The sequence below is a fragment of the Marinobacter denitrificans genome (assembly GCF_008795955.1).
In the GTDB taxonomy this organism is placed as follows: Bacteria; Pseudomonadota; Gammaproteobacteria; order Pseudomonadales; family Oleiphilaceae; genus Marinobacter; species Marinobacter denitrificans.
The window spans coordinates 150494-166696 of record NZ_VMHN01000001.1; the positions used below are offsets into that span (position 1 = coordinate 150494).

The window sequence follows — 16203 nt, forward strand, 5'->3', positions numbered from 1 at the left end:
AAAACACCGTTAACGGTTACGGGCGCCACTGGTACTGTTTCATCGAAATCCTGCCATCGACAACCACGACCCCCTCCTCCCGTAGATTCTGGGCCTGCACCTCAAATGCCACACTTCCGAGGGGGAATGCGATCTGCCCGTTGCTTCTGATCACGCGGTACCAGGGAATGGAGTGTCCTTCGGGGAGTTTCCCGAGGGCTTTTCCGATGTACCGGGCCTGCCGGCCCAAGCCGGCCATGTGGGCGATCTGGCCGTAGCTGGCTACGCAGCCAGCGGGAATGGCGGCAACGACTTGCCAGATTTTCTGGTCCTTGGTGGGCTCTGTCATGGGGTTGGTTCGAGTTTGTATCGTTCAAGAGGTCCAATCAGGAGTTCGATCGGCCCGGTGGTGGGGGTACCTTTTCCGCCAGAAAAAGGTGTCTGAGCGAAGCGAGTTCTTTTTCCAAGGAAAAGGTACCCCCACCCCCGGGCCAGCCGTCGAAACCGCAGGTCAAAGTGCCTAATCCACCCTGCCGGGTTCGTCTTCGACTTCTTTATTGCGGGGCGCCAGGGCATCCAGGCGTTCGCCTTTGCTGATCATAAACCACGCCAGCAGTATAGCGGGGATGCCCATCAGCCCGGCCACCAGGAAGAACTCCCCGTATCCAAAACCGGCTACCACTATGCCCGAGAAGCCGCCAATAAATTTGCCGGGCAGCGTCATCAGTGAGCTGAACAGTGCGTACTGTGTTGCCGTAAAGGCGGCGCTGGTCATGCTGGAGAGCCAGGCGATGAGCGCCACGTTGGCGATACCGCCGCTGAGGTTGTCGGCGCTGACCACCAGCGCCAGGGTGGCGAGATTCGGGGGGTATTGCGCCAGAACCACGAACAGCAGATTGGTGGATGCGGTCATGATGGCGCCCGTAAGCAGTATCTTGCGCACGCCATAGCGTACAACCAGCACACCACCCACCAGGGAGCCGGCGATGGTCATGAAGAAACCGAAAATCTTGGTGACGTCCGCCACCTGGGTTTTGGAGAAGCCCATAAAGTCCAGGTAGAAGGGGTTGGCCATAACGCCCATGGCGATATCCGATATGCGGTACACCGCCACCATCACCAGAATCAGAATCGCCAGTTCCTTGTAGCGCCGGAAGAAATCCAGGAACGGCCCGGCCACTGCTGCATAGAACCAGCCTATAAACCGCGCCAGCCGAGGGTTCAAGTGGGTGCGTTTACTGGCTTCGTGTTCGATTTTGTCGGCAATGTCCTGGGCCGCGGCAAAATGATTGACCGCCGGTTCCCGCACGATGATGACAGTCGCCATGCCCACGCCTACCAGCAACGCCATCACTTCGTAGGACACTTGCCAGGACCAGAACTCGGCCAGATACAAGGCTCCTGCCCCGGCTACAAGCAGCGCCAGACGGTAGCCGAATATATAGGTCGCGGCCAAAGCCGCCTGCAGGCGTTCCTCGGCGATCTCGATCCGGTAGGCGTCAATCGCCACATCCTGGGTGGCAGAAGAGAAGGCGACCAACAAGCCACAGAACGCCATTATTTCCGGCGCAACCGTGGCATCAACATGGGCCATCAGGTAAAGACCGGTAGCAATGCCCGCCTGAGCCAGTAATATCCAACTGCGGCGTTTGCCCAGGAGCTTGTCAAGAAGCGGCAGCTTCACCCGGTCTACCACCGGGGCCCAGAACACCTTGATCGAGTAGGTAATACCCAGCCAGCTGAAAAACCCGATGGTGGCGGTTTCCACTCCGACATCGGCCAGCCGAGCGTTCAGTGTGGAAAACACCAGCAGAAAAGGCAGGCCTGCGGAAAAGCCCAGAAACAGGAGCGCAATCACCTGCCAACGGGTGTAGGTGTATACGGTTTCCCTGAGCAGTGCCAGGTTGCTGCCGGATAAGATGGTTCAGCCCCCGAATCAGTCGCGGAAATTGTTGAATTGCAGCGGTACGTCCAGCTCGGCTTCTTTCAGCAGGGCGATAGCGGTTTGCAGGTCGTCACGCTTTTTGCCTTTTACCCGCACCTTGTCACCCTCGATGCTGGTCTGGACCTTCAGCTTGGCGTCCTTGATCATCTTGACGATCTTCTTGGCCATGTCAGTCTCAATGCCCTGCTTGAGTTGCAGGTGCTGCTTCACCAGTTTGCCGGACTTGCTCTCACCATTCTCAGACAGCGCCCGGGCATCGATATTACGTTTGGCAAAAGCCATTCTCAGCATGTCCATCAGCTGTTCCAGCTGGAACTCCTGCTCGGCGCTGATGGTAATGCCCTTGTCGTCCAGCTCGATGTCCGCTTCCACGTTCTTGAAGTCCCAGCGATTACCCAACTCGCGTTTGGCCTGGTCTACGGCATTGGTCACTTCGTGCATGTCGATTTCAGAAACTATGTCAAAAGAAGGCATGGTGGGTTCTCACTTTTTACAATTATCCGCGTCAGGGCACGCGCAAAACGCTATACTGGAGCCCTTCTGGTTGCACTCTGGTTTGCAAGGTGCCAAAGCATACCAAGACCGGGGCGGCACCGCATCTGACAATGGACTGGTGAGTAGTAGATAACAATGCCAAATCTTGACCTTCCCATCCTCGTGGTAGACGACGCAAAGTTCAGCAGCATGGTAGTGGGCCGCACCCTCCGCAATGCAGGATACCGCGACGTACGAATCGCTAACAATGCACCTGCCGCCCTCGAGTTTATCGACCAGCGCCCGGTGAGCGTGCTGATTGCTGACTGGCTGATGCCAGAGATGGACGGGCTGGAACTCACCGACCAGGTACGCCAGCAGGACGAGCAGAACAACCATTACACCTATGTCATTCTGCTCACGGCCCGCGAGAGTGTGGAAGCCCTGTCGGAAGCCTTCGACCGCGGCGTAGACGACTTCATCTACAAGTCGGACATGACCAAGCAGCTGATTCCCCGTATCTTCGCCGCCGACCGTATGGCGGATCGCCAGAACACCCTGCTGAAAGCCAACTCCCTTCTGATCGAGAACAACCGGGAATTGGAGAACAGCAGCATCATCGATCTGGAAACCGGCCTGTGCAACAACCGCTATTCCCGCGACAAGATCAGTAAATGCCTGCGCCAGGCTGAATCCCGCGGTGGCGCCTCTGCGTACGTCCTTTGCGGCATTCGCAACTGGCAGGAGCTCAAGCGCAAGCATGCGCCTTCGGTCATGAGCGAACTGGCGGTAGGCATCGCCCGCCGCCTCAGCCACTTGATCCGGCCAATGGATTCCCTGTGCCGCGTGGGCGACAACCAGTACGCGATCATTGCCCACTTTCCCAACAGTGACCATTGCTCCACAACGGCTTTTCGCCGGGTGTTTGATGGCATTAACCACAAGGCATTGAAGACCACCGCGGGTTATATCTCCGTTGAAGCCGGAATGGTGCTCTGCCGGGCGGATGCGCAGAATGGTACCCCCTCAGTGCAGGAGATGGAGCGGGCGGCGGTTCAGGGGTTGGTGGATGCGTATGAAACGCGGAGGTTTACCGAGACCAGGCCGGAGATCGGGGAGAAAGCCTGAATCACACTCCGTAACACCAAGACACACATCACAAACAGACTTCCCCACCCGAAAGCCCTATTCTGAAATTGTGGATTCAAGCAGTATCCCCCATGGCGGAGGAGCCGAGTTGTACCTCCGCCGCTAAATGGGGAAACGGTCCACTGAATTAACGAATTTTTCAGGCACTTTCGTTCTTTCCTTGTTTTTAAGCCAGCTTTTTAGCTGGCTTTTTTATTGTCTCGAATTTGCTATTTTAATTTTTGCTGTTGGAGTTCCGCGGCGCCATGAACTGGAACAGGTTTCTGGAAAACGCCCGTGAATACGTCCATGTAGGGCTCGGTCGCGCCATCCCTGGCGCTCCACGTTTCCCGAAACCTGTTCCAGCCCACGTCACCACTTGCCAAAGCCTGAACTTGTCTTCCTTAGCTCTTTTTCCATTTTGATTCCGGTATACTTCCCCAACAATAATTCCAAGATGTTGCCGTAACCATGAAAACCCTCGGAACTGCCTGCGTTGCTGCCCTCAGACAATACGTTCGCGCCGCCAATGCCCAGGGTATGGATACCTCTGCACTATTCATGAAAGCCGGGCTGAATGAGTCGATCCTTCAAACCGACGATGAGCGTATAAACGGCGAACAGTTCCAGTCGTTCATACGGCTTTTGTGTGAAGAAAGCCGCAACCCGATACTTGGCCTGGAAATCGGTGATTTCGTACAGCCGGGTTCCTACAGTGTGCTCGGATACATCACCATGAGCTCCGCCACACTGGGCGAGGCGGTGGCGCGTATTGCTCCGTTCGAGAAACTGGTGGGCGATATGGGCACCACGCAAATTACGGGCAATGGTAACCACATCAAACTGATCTGGGCCTGCAACTACACCGACCCGGTCATCCGGCCCCACATGGTGGACAACGTTTTCGCCTCCTGGATCAACTACGCCCGCTGGCTGGCCGATAACTCCACCGCCTCCCCGGTAGAAGTGCTCCTGGAGCACCCTTCCCCCGGGCGGGAGCTGGAAAGCGCCTACACCGAACGCTGGCGCTGCCCAGTCCGATTCTGCGCCGGTGAAGATGCGATCGTACTGCACAAGGACTTGCTGGAAACCCCCTTACGACAGCCCGACCCGCTGCTCCGAAAGACACTTGAAGCCCACGCCCTGAGCCAGCTCGCCACCCTGGACACCGACACCGCCCTCACCCACCGGGTAAAGCACAGCATCCGCAAACAACTGATGCACGGCATTACCCGCCAGGACATGGTAGCGGACCATCTGAGCATGACCAGCCGCACGTTGCAGCGAAAACTCAGCCAGGAAGGGGTTTCTTATCAGCAGTTGCTGGACGAGGTCAGGCAGGCGATGGCCGAAGACTTCCTGGCCAATAGCGATCTGGGAATACCGGAGATAGCGTTGAGACTGGGATACAGCGAAACAACATCGTTTCACAGGAAGTTCAAAGCAGAAACAGGAAAGACCCCAGGTGAGTTCCGTCAGTTAAAAGCAGAATAGAGCAAAACCGGAACGAGCAGGATCGGTGCAGGTTTTCAGAAACGTGGAGCGCCTTGGCTGGCTAGGCAACACCGAGCTAAGAGCGCCGGACAGGTACCGCTTTTCAGGACTGTCGTTGGCCAAGGATGGCCAACGTCAAGCGCACATGGATGTGCTCGTAGCGTGTCCTGAAAAGCGGTACCTGTCTGGCGACTACTCCGAAACCATCAGGCACGGAATGAAAACTTTAAAGCTTGCGACCCTTCCCAGCCGCAATCCGCAACCGAAGGGCATTCAACTTGATAAAGCCTTCCGCATCCTTCTGGTCATACGCCCCCTGGTCTTCCTCAAAGGTCGCAATCTTCTCATCAAACAGCGAATCGTCAGACTTACGACCAACCACATCCACATTGCCCTTGTAGAGCTTCAGCCGCACCGTACCGTTCACATAAGTCTGGGTCTGGTCGATCAGCGCCTGCAGCGCCTCGCGCTCCGGCGACCACCAGTAACCGTTGTAGATCACCTCCGCATAACGCGGCATGATGCTGTCCTTCAGATGCGCCACTTCACGATCCAGGGTGATGGACTCAATGGCACGGTGCGCACGCAGCATGATGGTGCCGCCCGGGGTCTCGTAGCAGCCACGGGACTTCATACCGACATAGCGATTCTCAACGATATCCAGACGACCAATGCCGTTCGCCCCCGCCACCTTGTTCAGATGCTCCAGCACTTCGTGTGGCTTCATGGCCTGGCCATCAACGGCAACAATATCGCCCTTCTCGTAGGTCACCTCGATGTATGAAGGCGTGTCCGGAGCCGCTTCCGGAGACACACTCCAGCGCCACATGTCTTCCTCGGCTTCCGCCCAGGGGTCTTCCAGGTTCATGCCTTCGTACGAAATGTGCAGCAGGTTCGCATCCATGGAGTAAGGGGACTTGCCCTTCTTCATCTCCACCGGAATGTTGCGCTCGGCACAGTAGGCCAGCAGCTTCTCACGGGAATTCAGATCCCACTCACGCCAGGGAGCAATCACCTTCACGCCTGGCTTCAGCGCATAGGCCCCCAGTTCAAAACGAACCTGGTCGTTCCCCTTGCCGGTGGCCCCATGTGAAATCGCATCGGCACCGGTTTCATTGGCAATCTCGATCAAGCGACGGGAGATCAACGGGCGTGCGATAGAGGTACCCAGCAGGTACTCACCTTCATAGATGGTATTGGCGCGGAACATCGGGAACACGTAGTCGCGCACGAACTCCTCGCGCAGGTCCTCAATGTAGATTTCCTTGACACCCAATGCCTTGGCCTTTGTGCGCGCCGGCTCCACTTCCTCGCCCTGGCCGATGTCGGCGGTAAAGGTTACCACCTCACACTCATAGGTATCCTGCAACCAACGAACGATTACCGAGGTATCCAGGCCACCGGAATAGGCCAGCACCACCTTTTTAATATCAGACATGCCCTTGCTCCAGACTGAACAGAATGGATGTATCGAAAATAAGCGGCATATTGTACGGGACAGCGGGGGGAATGGCTATTGGGCGGAAAGGAGGGTGTCGCCCTCATCAACGCTGGCGGACTTACCATAGAAAATGCGGTGGAGTTCGCCGTCAGCGTCCATCTCTGCAATGGCCGCACTGAACCTGAGGGCGGCCTCAGGCCGGAGCGCTTCACGGGACATGTAAAGTGTGCCTTTCTGGCCAGGCACATGTTCGTGATACCGCAACCGATCCCGGCTCACATTTTGTGCGGCCAGGGTACGATATATATTGTGATCGCTGGCGAGAATCGCAGAAATTCGCCCCATGGAAAGCAACTCCAGCGCCTGGCTGATCGCATTTACCGGCACTTTCACCACATCCGTATCCTGCTCAAATGCATCACCGAGATAAGTGCCACGGATATACGCCACCCGCTTTCCTTTCAACGCCCGCAGGGTGAGCGGGTACTCAGAATCCGCCATGGCCGCCAGCAGCAAATTCACCTGAGTTATTGGAGAGACATTGACTGCCTCATTATCCAGTTCGGGGTTCTGGAAAAGAATACTGAAGTTAACATCACCCGTACGCAGCTCAAAAATCGCACGCCTGAGCGGTCGTAATCGTGGAATAACGGGAATACCGGTCTTCTCGGAGAGCCGATTTGCAACTTCGATAAGACTCCCCCGCAACTCTCCGGCCTCATTCTCATAGGCCCAGGGCCAGACATCGGGAATCGCAAAGGTAACTGCGTCCTCTGCTGCCGGCTCTGCCGCGAACACCAAAGAAGAGGCGGCGACTAAAGCCGCAACCAGAAGCCCTCCGGCAATCAATGCCGGAAACCGGGTCACCCGGCGCAATCACACCGCCTGCTGTTGCAGCGAAGTAGCCTCTTCGCGGATGCCATCCCAGCCGTCCTTGATGGAGCGCAGCAAGTCAGCTACTTCATCAAGTTTGGCGATGTCGTTTTTGGCGTTTGCCTCAAACAGGGTCCGTTCCATGTAGTCGTAGAGAGACTCCAGGCGAATGGCCAGGTCACCGCCTTTTTCGAAATCCAGGAAGCCACGGAGGCCGCCGATGATCTCGATGGCTTTGGAAATTAGCTTGCCCTTACCTTCGAAATCCCTGGCCTGCATGCGGGCCTTGGCCATATTGATGCGTTCCAGGGCGCCGTTGTAAAGCAGCTGGATGAGCTTGTGTGGGTCTGCATCGGTGATGCTGGTCTGGGTGTTGACCCTTTGGTATGCCTGTAAGCCGTTCATAGGTAGCCTCTTTATTCGCTTTTCAAGCAATAATCATCAACTATTATTGCGATTGTTCTGTGGCGCCAATGCAGCAAGCTGCTGGGTGACGTAGTCCCGGGTACTATTGAGCTGGGAGATCAGAGAATCGGCAGCGCTGAACTGGCTGACAAGGCGTTCCCGGTAGGCCGTGACCCGCTCTTCCAGCCTGATACGACCTTCCTGGATCTGCTCCAGCTCCCGGTTAAGGCTGTTTGTGCGGGAATCGAACGCCCCGTCGGCACCCACCATATTGGTGACCAGATCTGCGGTACGTTCACCTACCCCTTCAATGAAAGTGATGGAACCACGATCACCGGTTTGGTCCCCCAGGATACGAACCTGCAGGCCCGATGCGTCACCGTTACCACTGGACAAATATAAGACCTGCCCATCCCCCTCGGCTGTCTGGCCCCCAATCGTGCCAGCCACATCCAGCCCACCAGTACTGGAATTGGTATCCAGCCCGAAAGTGGTGGCGTTTTCGGCCGATGCCAGAGAAACACTCGATTCACTGCCATAACTGGAAGAGGTGAAGGTCAGCTTGCCGGTACTATCCACGCCGGCCTGAACCGAAACACCGGCTGCATTCAGGGCATTGTTGGCATCCAACTGGGTCTGGATTTCGTCCAGCATACTTTGCTGATCGGCGTAGGCACCCTGGGTCAAAGCCAGGTTCACGGTGATATCGCCGTTCACATCCAGAGTGAGCTCATCATTGGTGTCGGTGATATCAAAACTGGCACCCAACGCTGCCCCACCCAAAAGCTGGCCACGGGTGGCCGCCTGAGTGACATTTATGTCGTATTTCCCGGGTTTCGTATCCAGGCCGCTGCGCACAAATTCCACCTGGCCATCAGAGGCTCTTCCCTGCTCCGCAAACAACGCCGTAACATCGTCCGGATTAGCCTTGAGCTGCTCCTCAAACTTCTCGCGGTCAAACTCCAGCCCACCGGATTCCCAGTCGGTGGTAATACCCACATCCGCCAGGCTACGCACACTGGCATTCTCCATACCCGGAACAACACGGGTTAGAATGCCCCGTAACTGACTCTGAATACTACGAACCGTGGAATCGCCGGTCAGCAGACTGCCAGTGCCCGTCTCGGCGTTGAACCCGGCAAGGCTGTCGATGGTGGACTGCAGGGCGTTAAATTTGTCTACAAATCCCTGTACCCGATCCGCCACCGCACCCAGGTCCTGCTCAACCTTTACAGTGGAGGTGCCCTCGGCGGTGATATCAAAGGTCAGGCCGTCGATCACATTCTCGAACGTATTGGTGGAGCGGGTGACTTCTACACCGTTGATTTTCATAACCGCATCGCTTGCAGCGATGGTTTGTTGCAGGCCCGCATCCGCGTCCATACCGTCATTGAACGCAAAACGGGATAGCCCCTCATTGTCCGTATTGGTGCCACCTGCATCGCCACTGACAGAAATACTGACAGAATTCGCGGTACCTGTCTCATCAGCGGAAAGCACTAATTGGTAACCGCTACCAGTATCAATTACCCCGGCCGAAACCCCGGCGTCGGATTCATTAATGGCATTGGCCAGCCCCTGCAACGAATCATTGCTACTATCGATCGTAACGTTAGTGAGTTTGTCTCCCACGGAAAGCGTGAGGGTTCCCTGGCCAACACTGGTCGAGTCCCGGTCTGCAAACACCGCCTGAGATGCCAGTGCCTGCGCAGAGGCCAGACTGGTTACTTCAATACTGTAGGTACCCCGGCTGGCCTTGGTGCTGTCTACGGAGACCCCGATATCGCTATTGGAGGAGGACGCGGAAAAGGCCTTCAGGTTATCTGGGGAACTGAGCTGACGCATGGGCAAGCGAAGCTCGGTCACCGCACTGCGGAGTTTGCCATAGGCAGACAACAGCGCCTCAGTCTGCTTCGTCTTCTGCGTCAGACGGGTTTCTGTCGGTTTACGCTCGGCAGCAACCAGCTGATCCACCAGATCCGAGGTAAGAACTCCAGACCCAATGCCTAATGATGAAATACCTGCCATAACCATGCCTCCTCAAGGGGGCTCAATTCGCTACTGTTCAGTTTATCGGCAAAAAGCGGCAAATCTTTGCCATTTCCACTCGCCTTTTTGTAACACCACGTAACAGAGACGTTTTCCTGCCTTTCTGCCCAAACGCAGAACACCGCCGGCCCCTCTCGGGTGCGGCGGTGCTGAAAGTCCGTCATTTACATCAGGGCAGGAGCGGCAAGCCTCTACACCTTGATGTTGAATAACGTCAGCGGTTCGTCCTGCTGCAATTTTTCTGCCAACCTCAATGCAACCTCATCCGGAATTTGGCGAATCACTTCCTGGGTAGACTGATCAACGACTCTCACAATCGTCTGCCCCAGATTGTTATCCACTTCGAACTGCAAATCCCGTTGGACGGTCTGAACGAAATCGTTCAGTTGCGACACCGCGTTATCCAGTTGCTCCCGCTGAGCTTCGTTACGCTTCTCCAGCCTCTCGGCTTTCGAAGGCTCCTGAGCCTGGGTGGGCGACTGTACACGATCCGCACGGCCAGTTGATGAAGGTGCAACCTGGGCTGAGGCGCTCCTGCCTTCGGCCTGAGATGACGACATTGCCCTTACCGGAGACTGCTCACTGGAACGAACCAGCTTCAAATCCGGGCTGTTCAGGTTAACGTCATTCATAGCTTTACCTCACTATCCTCAAACGGCGTTAAACCGGGACCCGAAGGCCCCGGTTTGCACCGCTATGCCCCAATTACTGCAGGAGGGACAGAACCTGCTGAGGCCGTGCGTTGGCCTGTGCCAGTACGGAGATACCAGCCTGCTGCAGTACCTGGGACTTGGACAGCTTCGCCGTTTCGGCAGCGAAGTCGGCGTCCAGAATACGGCTGTTGGCGGCGCTCAGGTTTTCAACTGAGGTGCTCAGGTTGGCAATGGTGGACTCGAAGCGGTTCTGAATCGCACCTAGTTCGCCCCGGAGGCTGTTTACGCTTGTCAGAGCTGAGTCCACCCGCTTGATCGACTCGTTGGCGTCGTCAACCGTAGCCACGCTTACCGTATCAATGGATCCGGCAGCTGCGATCACTTGGCCGTCGGTGAAACCAGCGTTGGCCGGCGTGTTACCACCGATGGTGATGTCTTCAAGGCCTTCGATAGTGATGTCGCCGAAATAGTCTGTGACCTCAGCAGTGGTAAAACCTGCATCTGTACCCAGCGTTCCCGAGGCGAGTGTTCCATCAAAACCCTGACTGGCCAAGCCGATTTTTTCGCCATTAGCTGAGGAAAGAGTTATATCTCCACCGGACTCACTGACAGTCAAGCCCTCGATACCAAGAGCTTCAATGCCCGCAGCAACGTCAGCAGCACCCAGGGTTTCGCCGTCGCCAACTGCTAGCGTGAGAGTTTGAGCCGTCCCATCGCCAAGAGTAATGTCTAATGTATAATCACCACCGTCTCCAGCAGTAGATCCTGCAACTACATCTGCAAACGCAAGTGTCTGCTCGTTAGAGGCCGTTGCAGACGTAATTCCGGCAACATTCGCTGTATTAATGGCTTCAGCCAGCTCGGCCGCATCGCCTGCTGCGCCGATATCAACAGCCTCACCGTCACCCACCTTGATCGAGAGATCGCCAGCAGAAAGAGCGCCAGTAAGAGTACCGGTACCTTCAGCCAGGGATCCAATCTGGGTTCTGCGAGCTCCTTGGGTAAGGTCAATACCAATAGTCTCACCGGCGTTTGCGCCAACTTGGAAGTTCTGCTCACCGAAGCTGCCGTCGAGAACCTTCAGGCCGTTAAATGCTGTCTGGCTGGATATCCGGTCGATTTCTTCGAGACGCTGCTGGACTTCGTCATTCAGTGCCTGGCGGTCCGAAGCACTGTTGGTGGCGTTTGCAGACTGCACCGAGAGCTCGCGGATGCGCTGCAGGTTGTTGGTAATCTCGTCCAGAGCACCTTCGGCGGTTTGCGCCAGCGAGATACCGTCGTTGGCATTACGCTGTGCAACGTTCAGACCGGAAATCTGTGACTGGAATCGGGTAGAAATCGCAAGGCCAGCGGCATCGTCTTTGGCAGAGTTAATGCGCAGGCCAGAAGACAGGCGCTGCAGAGCCTGGTCGTTCATGCTCTGGGACTTGCCCAACTGATTCTGGGCGTTGAGTGACGCTACGTTGGTGTTAATACCGAGAGCCATATTGCTTCTCCTTCGACATGTTGTCGTTATTTCATGGAAAAGGTGTGACGCCCGTTTTCAGTTTGGGAGCGCCTCCCTGTTGCAATGCTTAACGGCGCCCCTTTCGCATCCTTTAGGAAAATATAGCCGGAATTTGTAAAGGAATGTAAAAGCGGCAACTGGTTTCCGATTTTGGTTGCCAGATAACCACCGGCTTCGTGCTTCGCTCTCCTCAGACTTTTCTATAAACCAATTAGAATCAGACGCTTATCTGACTAAAAAAGAAACTGGCATGGCGTTCGCTTAACCCTCTGCAAAACGGCAATTTAACGTATTTCCGCCGGCAAGGTGTCCAGTTTCATCGGGCACCGGGTTACCGGCATCTCTGAGCAGGGAGAAAAGATATGCCTCAGGTCATTAACACCAATATTGCTTCGCTGAACGCGCAAAGAAATCTGAACACTTCTCAGGGCCAGGCCAACCAGGCTCTCGAGAGGCTGTCATCCGGTCTGAGAATTAACTCTGCCAAAGACGATGCCGCAGGCCTGGCCATCTCTACCCGGTTTGAAGCACAGATCAGCGGCCTCAACATGGCCCAGCGAAATGCCAACGACGGCATCTCGCTCGCCCAAACCGCCGAAGGTGCCCTGGATGAAGTAACCAACAACCTGCAGCGCATCCGCGAGCTGGCGGTACAATCTGCAAACGCAACAAACAGCACATCGGACCGCCAGGCACTGAACCAGGAAGTGCAACAGCGAATCGCAGAAATAAACCGAATTGCCAGCCAGACCAGCTTTAATGGCCTGAAAGTGCTTGATGGTACTTTCGGCGAGCAAACCTTCCAGGTGGGCGCAAACGCGGGCGAAACCATCGGCGTTAGCGGGCTGGATTCCAGGGGGTCCCAGATTGGCTCGGTAATAGAGAGTACCTCAGGCATCTCAGATATTACTGCCGGGTACGAAGCGGTCGATACAAGCTCAACAGCCCTCCAGTCGACTCTCACGTTTCCGATTACAACGTCTGGCACAGATGACACCGTGACCATCAACGGTTCAGCGATTACCTTACCAGCCGGTACGTACAGCACAGCCGCAGATCTGGCTGATGCCATTCAAAGTGAGATTACTACTGCTGTTGATGGCGGCGACACGAACCTGACAGGCGTTTCGGTGAGCGCGAACGATGCCGGCGAGCTCGTCTTTACTAACACCAGAAACGAAGCGTTTGATGCAGTATTCAACATTGAAGACGACACTGCGCCGGCAACCTACGCGGAAACCGTCAACGTAGCCATAGCGGACACCCCTATAACTCTGGAAGAGTATTTCGAGTCGGGCGAAACTGTCACTTTCGATGTGGACATCAATGGCCTGGCGTTTTCAATCGTTGATGCAACATCATTGAATGACGTTGTCTCCCAGGTCAATGCCCGAACCGTGGATACAGGCATCCGTGCCAACCTCAATTCAGACAATGACGAAATCATCTTCTCCTCTCAGTTTGGTGAACCCTTCGAAATATCACTGACCAGCCCTGACCTGCTGGCAGACGATGGTGTCACACCACGCATTGACGAAACCTATACCGCCACCATTGCCGACAACACAGTAGCCGTCAATGATCTGGCTATCGATACACGCGAGGGCGCCGAGCAGGCCCTGGTCGCTGTTGACTACGCCTTCGACAAAATTAACGGCTTCCGTGCCGAACTCGGTGCCGTACAAAACCGCTTCGAGTCTACTATTGCCAACCTGGCGACCACCTCGGAGAACCTGTCTGCGTCCAACAGCCGCATCCGCGACGCAGACTTCGCCGCCGAATCCGCCGAACTGGCCCGCACCCAGGTGCTCCAGCAGGCCGGCCTTTCAGTACTGGCCCAGGCAAACGCAAGGCCACAGCAGGTGCTACAGCTGCTGCAAGGCTAATCGCCAACATCAGCAAACCACCACAACAGCCGGGCCCAAGCCCGGCTGTTTTATTTTGGGGTCTGACCACAACGTATGTGCCATGGTCCGATCGGCCCGGGGGTGGGGGTTCCTTTTCTGTCAGAAAAAGGTGTCTGAGCGAAGCGAGTTCTTTTTCCAAAGAAAAGGAACCCCCACCGCCGGGCCAGCCCCCAAAGCCCCGAAACTGGCACACCTTTCGCAGTATCTCCTTCAAAGCACTGCAAAACGTCAAAAAACTGCAGACCATTGCCGCTCGGTTGCCGCGGCGGGGTTTTACGAGGTGTCCCATGCAAGCACAGCACAACGTTCACGCTACCGAAGCACAAAAGGCTCATATCGCACGGCTTCTGCTACAGGCGAATCTGGCCTATGGCGAATCCAATAGCCCCGTGTCACTGGTACAGCGGGTCAAGGCGCGGTACGAGTGCCGCGGATACCTGAACGAAGTGCTGGCGCAAGAACCCGGCAATGCAGGGGCTCTCGGCTTGCTGGGACGGGTAGAAATGGACGAAGGGGCGCTGGAGAAAGCACACACCCTGTTCACAGACAGCCTCAGCCAGGATCCTGCCCAACCCCAGCAGTTTACTAACCTGGGCTACTGGGCCATCAAGTCAGAACGCCCGGCCCTGGCGGAGCAGTACTTCATCCAGGCCCTCGAGATGGACCGGCAATCCGCCGCCGCTTTCTGCGGGGTGGCCCACGCCAAGCGCCTTCAGGGCCAGTTCGACGTGGCCTACTTGCATTACCGCAAATTGCTGGAAATGGGTCTGGAATGGCCCTCCATCTACAGCGGCATGCTCACCTGCGCCGAGAATCTGGATGTTCAGAATGCGGATGCCAGGCTGGCCCGGGACGCCATCCTGCTGTTACGCCATGATGGCCTGCCACACCAGGAAATCGGTCGTTTCGTAGCGGCCATCATCCGCCAGCAGTATGACCTGGAAAACCCGAACGCCCAGGTGGCCCTGGATGCCGCCAGTGAAGACGAGTTGCTGATCCTGGCCCTGGAAAAAACCCTGATGCCGGACCCGGCAGTGGAAGAACTGGTTACTCTGCTGCGCCGGGCCATTGTTGCTGAGGTGGCACAGACGGTTGAACTGAGGGACGAATTGCAGCCATTGGCGTTGGCCCTTGCGGTCTATGCCGACCGCACCGGCTACGCGCTGACAGCCGAAGACGATGAAGAACGCCTGATCTCTGCCATTAATGAAAGCATTTGTGCGCAACTGGCCATGGGCGAGGAACAGGACGGGATGATCGGCTCCCTAATTCTCAGTGCCATGTATGGCGCGATGTTCCACCAGAGGTTTGCGGTGCAGCTTGGCCGCTGGAACCTGGTGGACTGGCCTGTCGCACTCCAGCCGGTGATGGCGACGAGCTATTACAATCGCACCACCGAAGAAGCCATCAAACAGAATTTTGACGAAAAAGCAGAAGAACTCTGCCTGGAAAAAACCGACGTACCTCAGGCCTGGCCGAGCTGGTCAAAGCTCGCCTACCGTAACGAGTCCAGCCTCAAAGCGATGATGGCTACGGAACTTGGTATGAACACCCAACAACTGCCAGCCACCCTGCGCATCATGGTCTGCGGCGCCCAGTCCGGCCAACGCGCCATGGAACTGGCTCACTACCTGAAAGATGTAGAAGTAATCGCGGTAGACGAGTCCCTCGCCAACATAGCCAAAGCGACCCGACTGGCCGGTGAAATGGGTATCAGCAACATCGTCTTCTGGCCCTGGTCCATTGCTCAACGGTTTGTGGCTGATAATCACAAAGTGCATTGGATCGAAGTCGGCCGCCTGCCCTCGAAAGAAATGACCGACGTATCCCTGGCAGCCCTGGTCAGCTCTGGTACTGGCAATGGCGCGGTGGTGCATATGCATACCGCCGTCAACGAACAAACCGACGGCGACCAGCAGATCCGCCGGCTGATCGCCCAGCATAATCTCAAACCCACCCGCACCGCCCTGCGCCAGCTGCGTAAAATGGTCCTGACCAACAGGCAGGACCCGATGTGGCAAGCGCTGGTCGCAGAAACCGACTTCTACGGCCTGGGTGGTTGCCGGGACCGCTGGTTCCGCCAGCAAGACACTGCGCAGTTAAAGGAATTGATGGCACTGGTTAGTAACGAGGTGGACTGGAAGCTGGTAAAAGCGCGGGATACCGACGGCCACAGTCTGGCCACCAAACCGGTACAGAAGCAGATTCAGGCCGAAGCGCTGGGGAGTGAGGTGCAGAGTTTGATGGGGCAAGGGCTGAGTGTTTACTTTCAGCGGCGGCGGTGAGCTCCTTATAGGGCCTGGGTGTCGGATTAGGCCCAAAGGGCTGTAATCCGACAACCCACTTCC

13 protein-coding genes are annotated in these 16203 nt (G+C 56.2%); 4 read left to right on the forward strand and 9 right to left on the reverse strand.

The annotated features are described in order from the left end of the window. Positions 1–16: 16 nt before the first annotated feature. The 3 genes from FO268_RS00705 to FO268_RS00715 all read right to left on the reverse strand — a co-directional run bounded on the left by FO268_RS00705 (position 17) and on the right by FO268_RS00715 (position 2398). Positions 17–328 (reverse strand): MGMT family protein, encoded by a 312-nt coding sequence (locus FO268_RS00705; RefSeq protein WP_150988139.1) that lies wholly within the window; start codon positions 326–328, stop codon positions 17–19. A gap of 171 nt (positions 329–499) precedes the next feature. After that, on the reverse strand, positions 500–1837 hold the full coding sequence (locus FO268_RS00710; protein ID WP_150988142.1) for an AmpG family muropeptide MFS transporter: 1338 nt from the start codon (positions 1835–1837) through the stop codon (positions 500–502). A 78-nt stretch (positions 1838–1915) separates the two neighbouring features. After that, the gene (locus FO268_RS00715) at positions 1916–2398 is read right to left on the reverse strand and encodes a YajQ family cyclic di-GMP-binding protein (protein ID WP_150988149.1); all 483 of its coding nucleotides are present in this window, start codon (positions 2396–2398) and stop codon (positions 1916–1918) included. 156 nt (positions 2399–2554) lie between these two features. Between FO268_RS00715 and FO268_RS00720 the strand changes: the two genes are divergently transcribed. Both FO268_RS00720 and FO268_RS00725 read left to right on the forward strand, forming a co-directional pair. After that, entirely contained in the window at positions 2555–3526 is a 972-nt protein-coding gene (locus tag FO268_RS00720; protein WP_150988152.1) for a response regulator, read from the forward strand. Positions 3527–3997: 471 nt separating this feature from the next. Then, positions 3998–5020: an AraC family transcriptional regulator gene (locus FO268_RS00725; RefSeq protein ID WP_150988155.1), complete on the forward strand. Its 1023-nt coding sequence runs from the start codon at positions 3998–4000 to the stop codon at positions 5018–5020. A gap of 226 nt (positions 5021–5246) precedes the next feature. Here FO268_RS00725 and FO268_RS00730 read toward each other — a convergent pair whose 3' ends face one another. The 6 genes from FO268_RS00730 to FO268_RS00755 form a co-directional block, all read right to left on the reverse strand. After that, positions 5247–6458 (reverse strand): argininosuccinate synthase, encoded by a 1212-nt coding sequence (locus tag FO268_RS00730; RefSeq protein WP_150988158.1) that lies wholly within the window; start codon positions 6456–6458, stop codon positions 5247–5249. Between the two features lie 75 nt (positions 6459–6533). Next, entirely contained in the window at positions 6534–7328 is a 795-nt protein-coding gene (locus FO268_RS00735) for a substrate-binding periplasmic protein (RefSeq protein WP_225316529.1), read from the reverse strand. Positions 7329–7337: 9 nt separating this feature from the next. Next, positions 7338–7739: a flagellar export chaperone FliS gene (gene fliS / locus FO268_RS00740; RefSeq protein ID WP_150988166.1), complete on the reverse strand. Its 402-nt coding sequence runs from the start codon at positions 7737–7739 to the stop codon at positions 7338–7340. Positions 7740–7775: 36 nt separating this feature from the next. Further along, entirely contained in the window at positions 7776–9767 is a 1992-nt protein-coding gene (gene fliD, locus FO268_RS00745) for a flagellar filament capping protein FliD (protein WP_150988171.1), read from the reverse strand. A 212-nt stretch (positions 9768–9979) separates the two neighbouring features. Further along, positions 9980–10420, reverse strand: a complete 441-nt coding sequence (locus tag FO268_RS00750) for a flagellar protein FlaG (RefSeq protein ID WP_150988174.1) — start codon at positions 10418–10420, stop codon at positions 9980–9982. A gap of 73 nt (positions 10421–10493) precedes the next feature. After that, positions 10494–11927 carry a flagellin N-terminal helical domain-containing protein gene (locus FO268_RS00755; protein WP_150988177.1) on the reverse strand — a complete coding sequence of 478 codons (1434 nt, stop codon included), beginning with the start codon at positions 11925–11927 and terminating at the stop codon, positions 10494–10496. A 383-nt stretch (positions 11928–12310) separates the two neighbouring features. Here FO268_RS00755 and FO268_RS23260 point away from each other — a divergent pair, with 383 nt between their 5' ends. Together FO268_RS23260 and FO268_RS00765 are read left to right on the forward strand one after the other, a co-directional pair. After that, the gene (locus FO268_RS23260) at positions 12311–13834 is read left to right on the forward strand and encodes a flagellin (RefSeq protein WP_150988181.1); all 1524 of its coding nucleotides are present in this window, start codon (positions 12311–12313) and stop codon (positions 13832–13834) included. 308 nt (positions 13835–14142) lie between these two features. Further along, on the forward strand, positions 14143–16140 hold the full coding sequence (locus FO268_RS00765; protein WP_150988184.1) for a tetratricopeptide repeat protein: 1998 nt from the start codon (positions 14143–14145) through the stop codon (positions 16138–16140). Positions 16141–16203 lie beyond the last annotated feature (63 nt).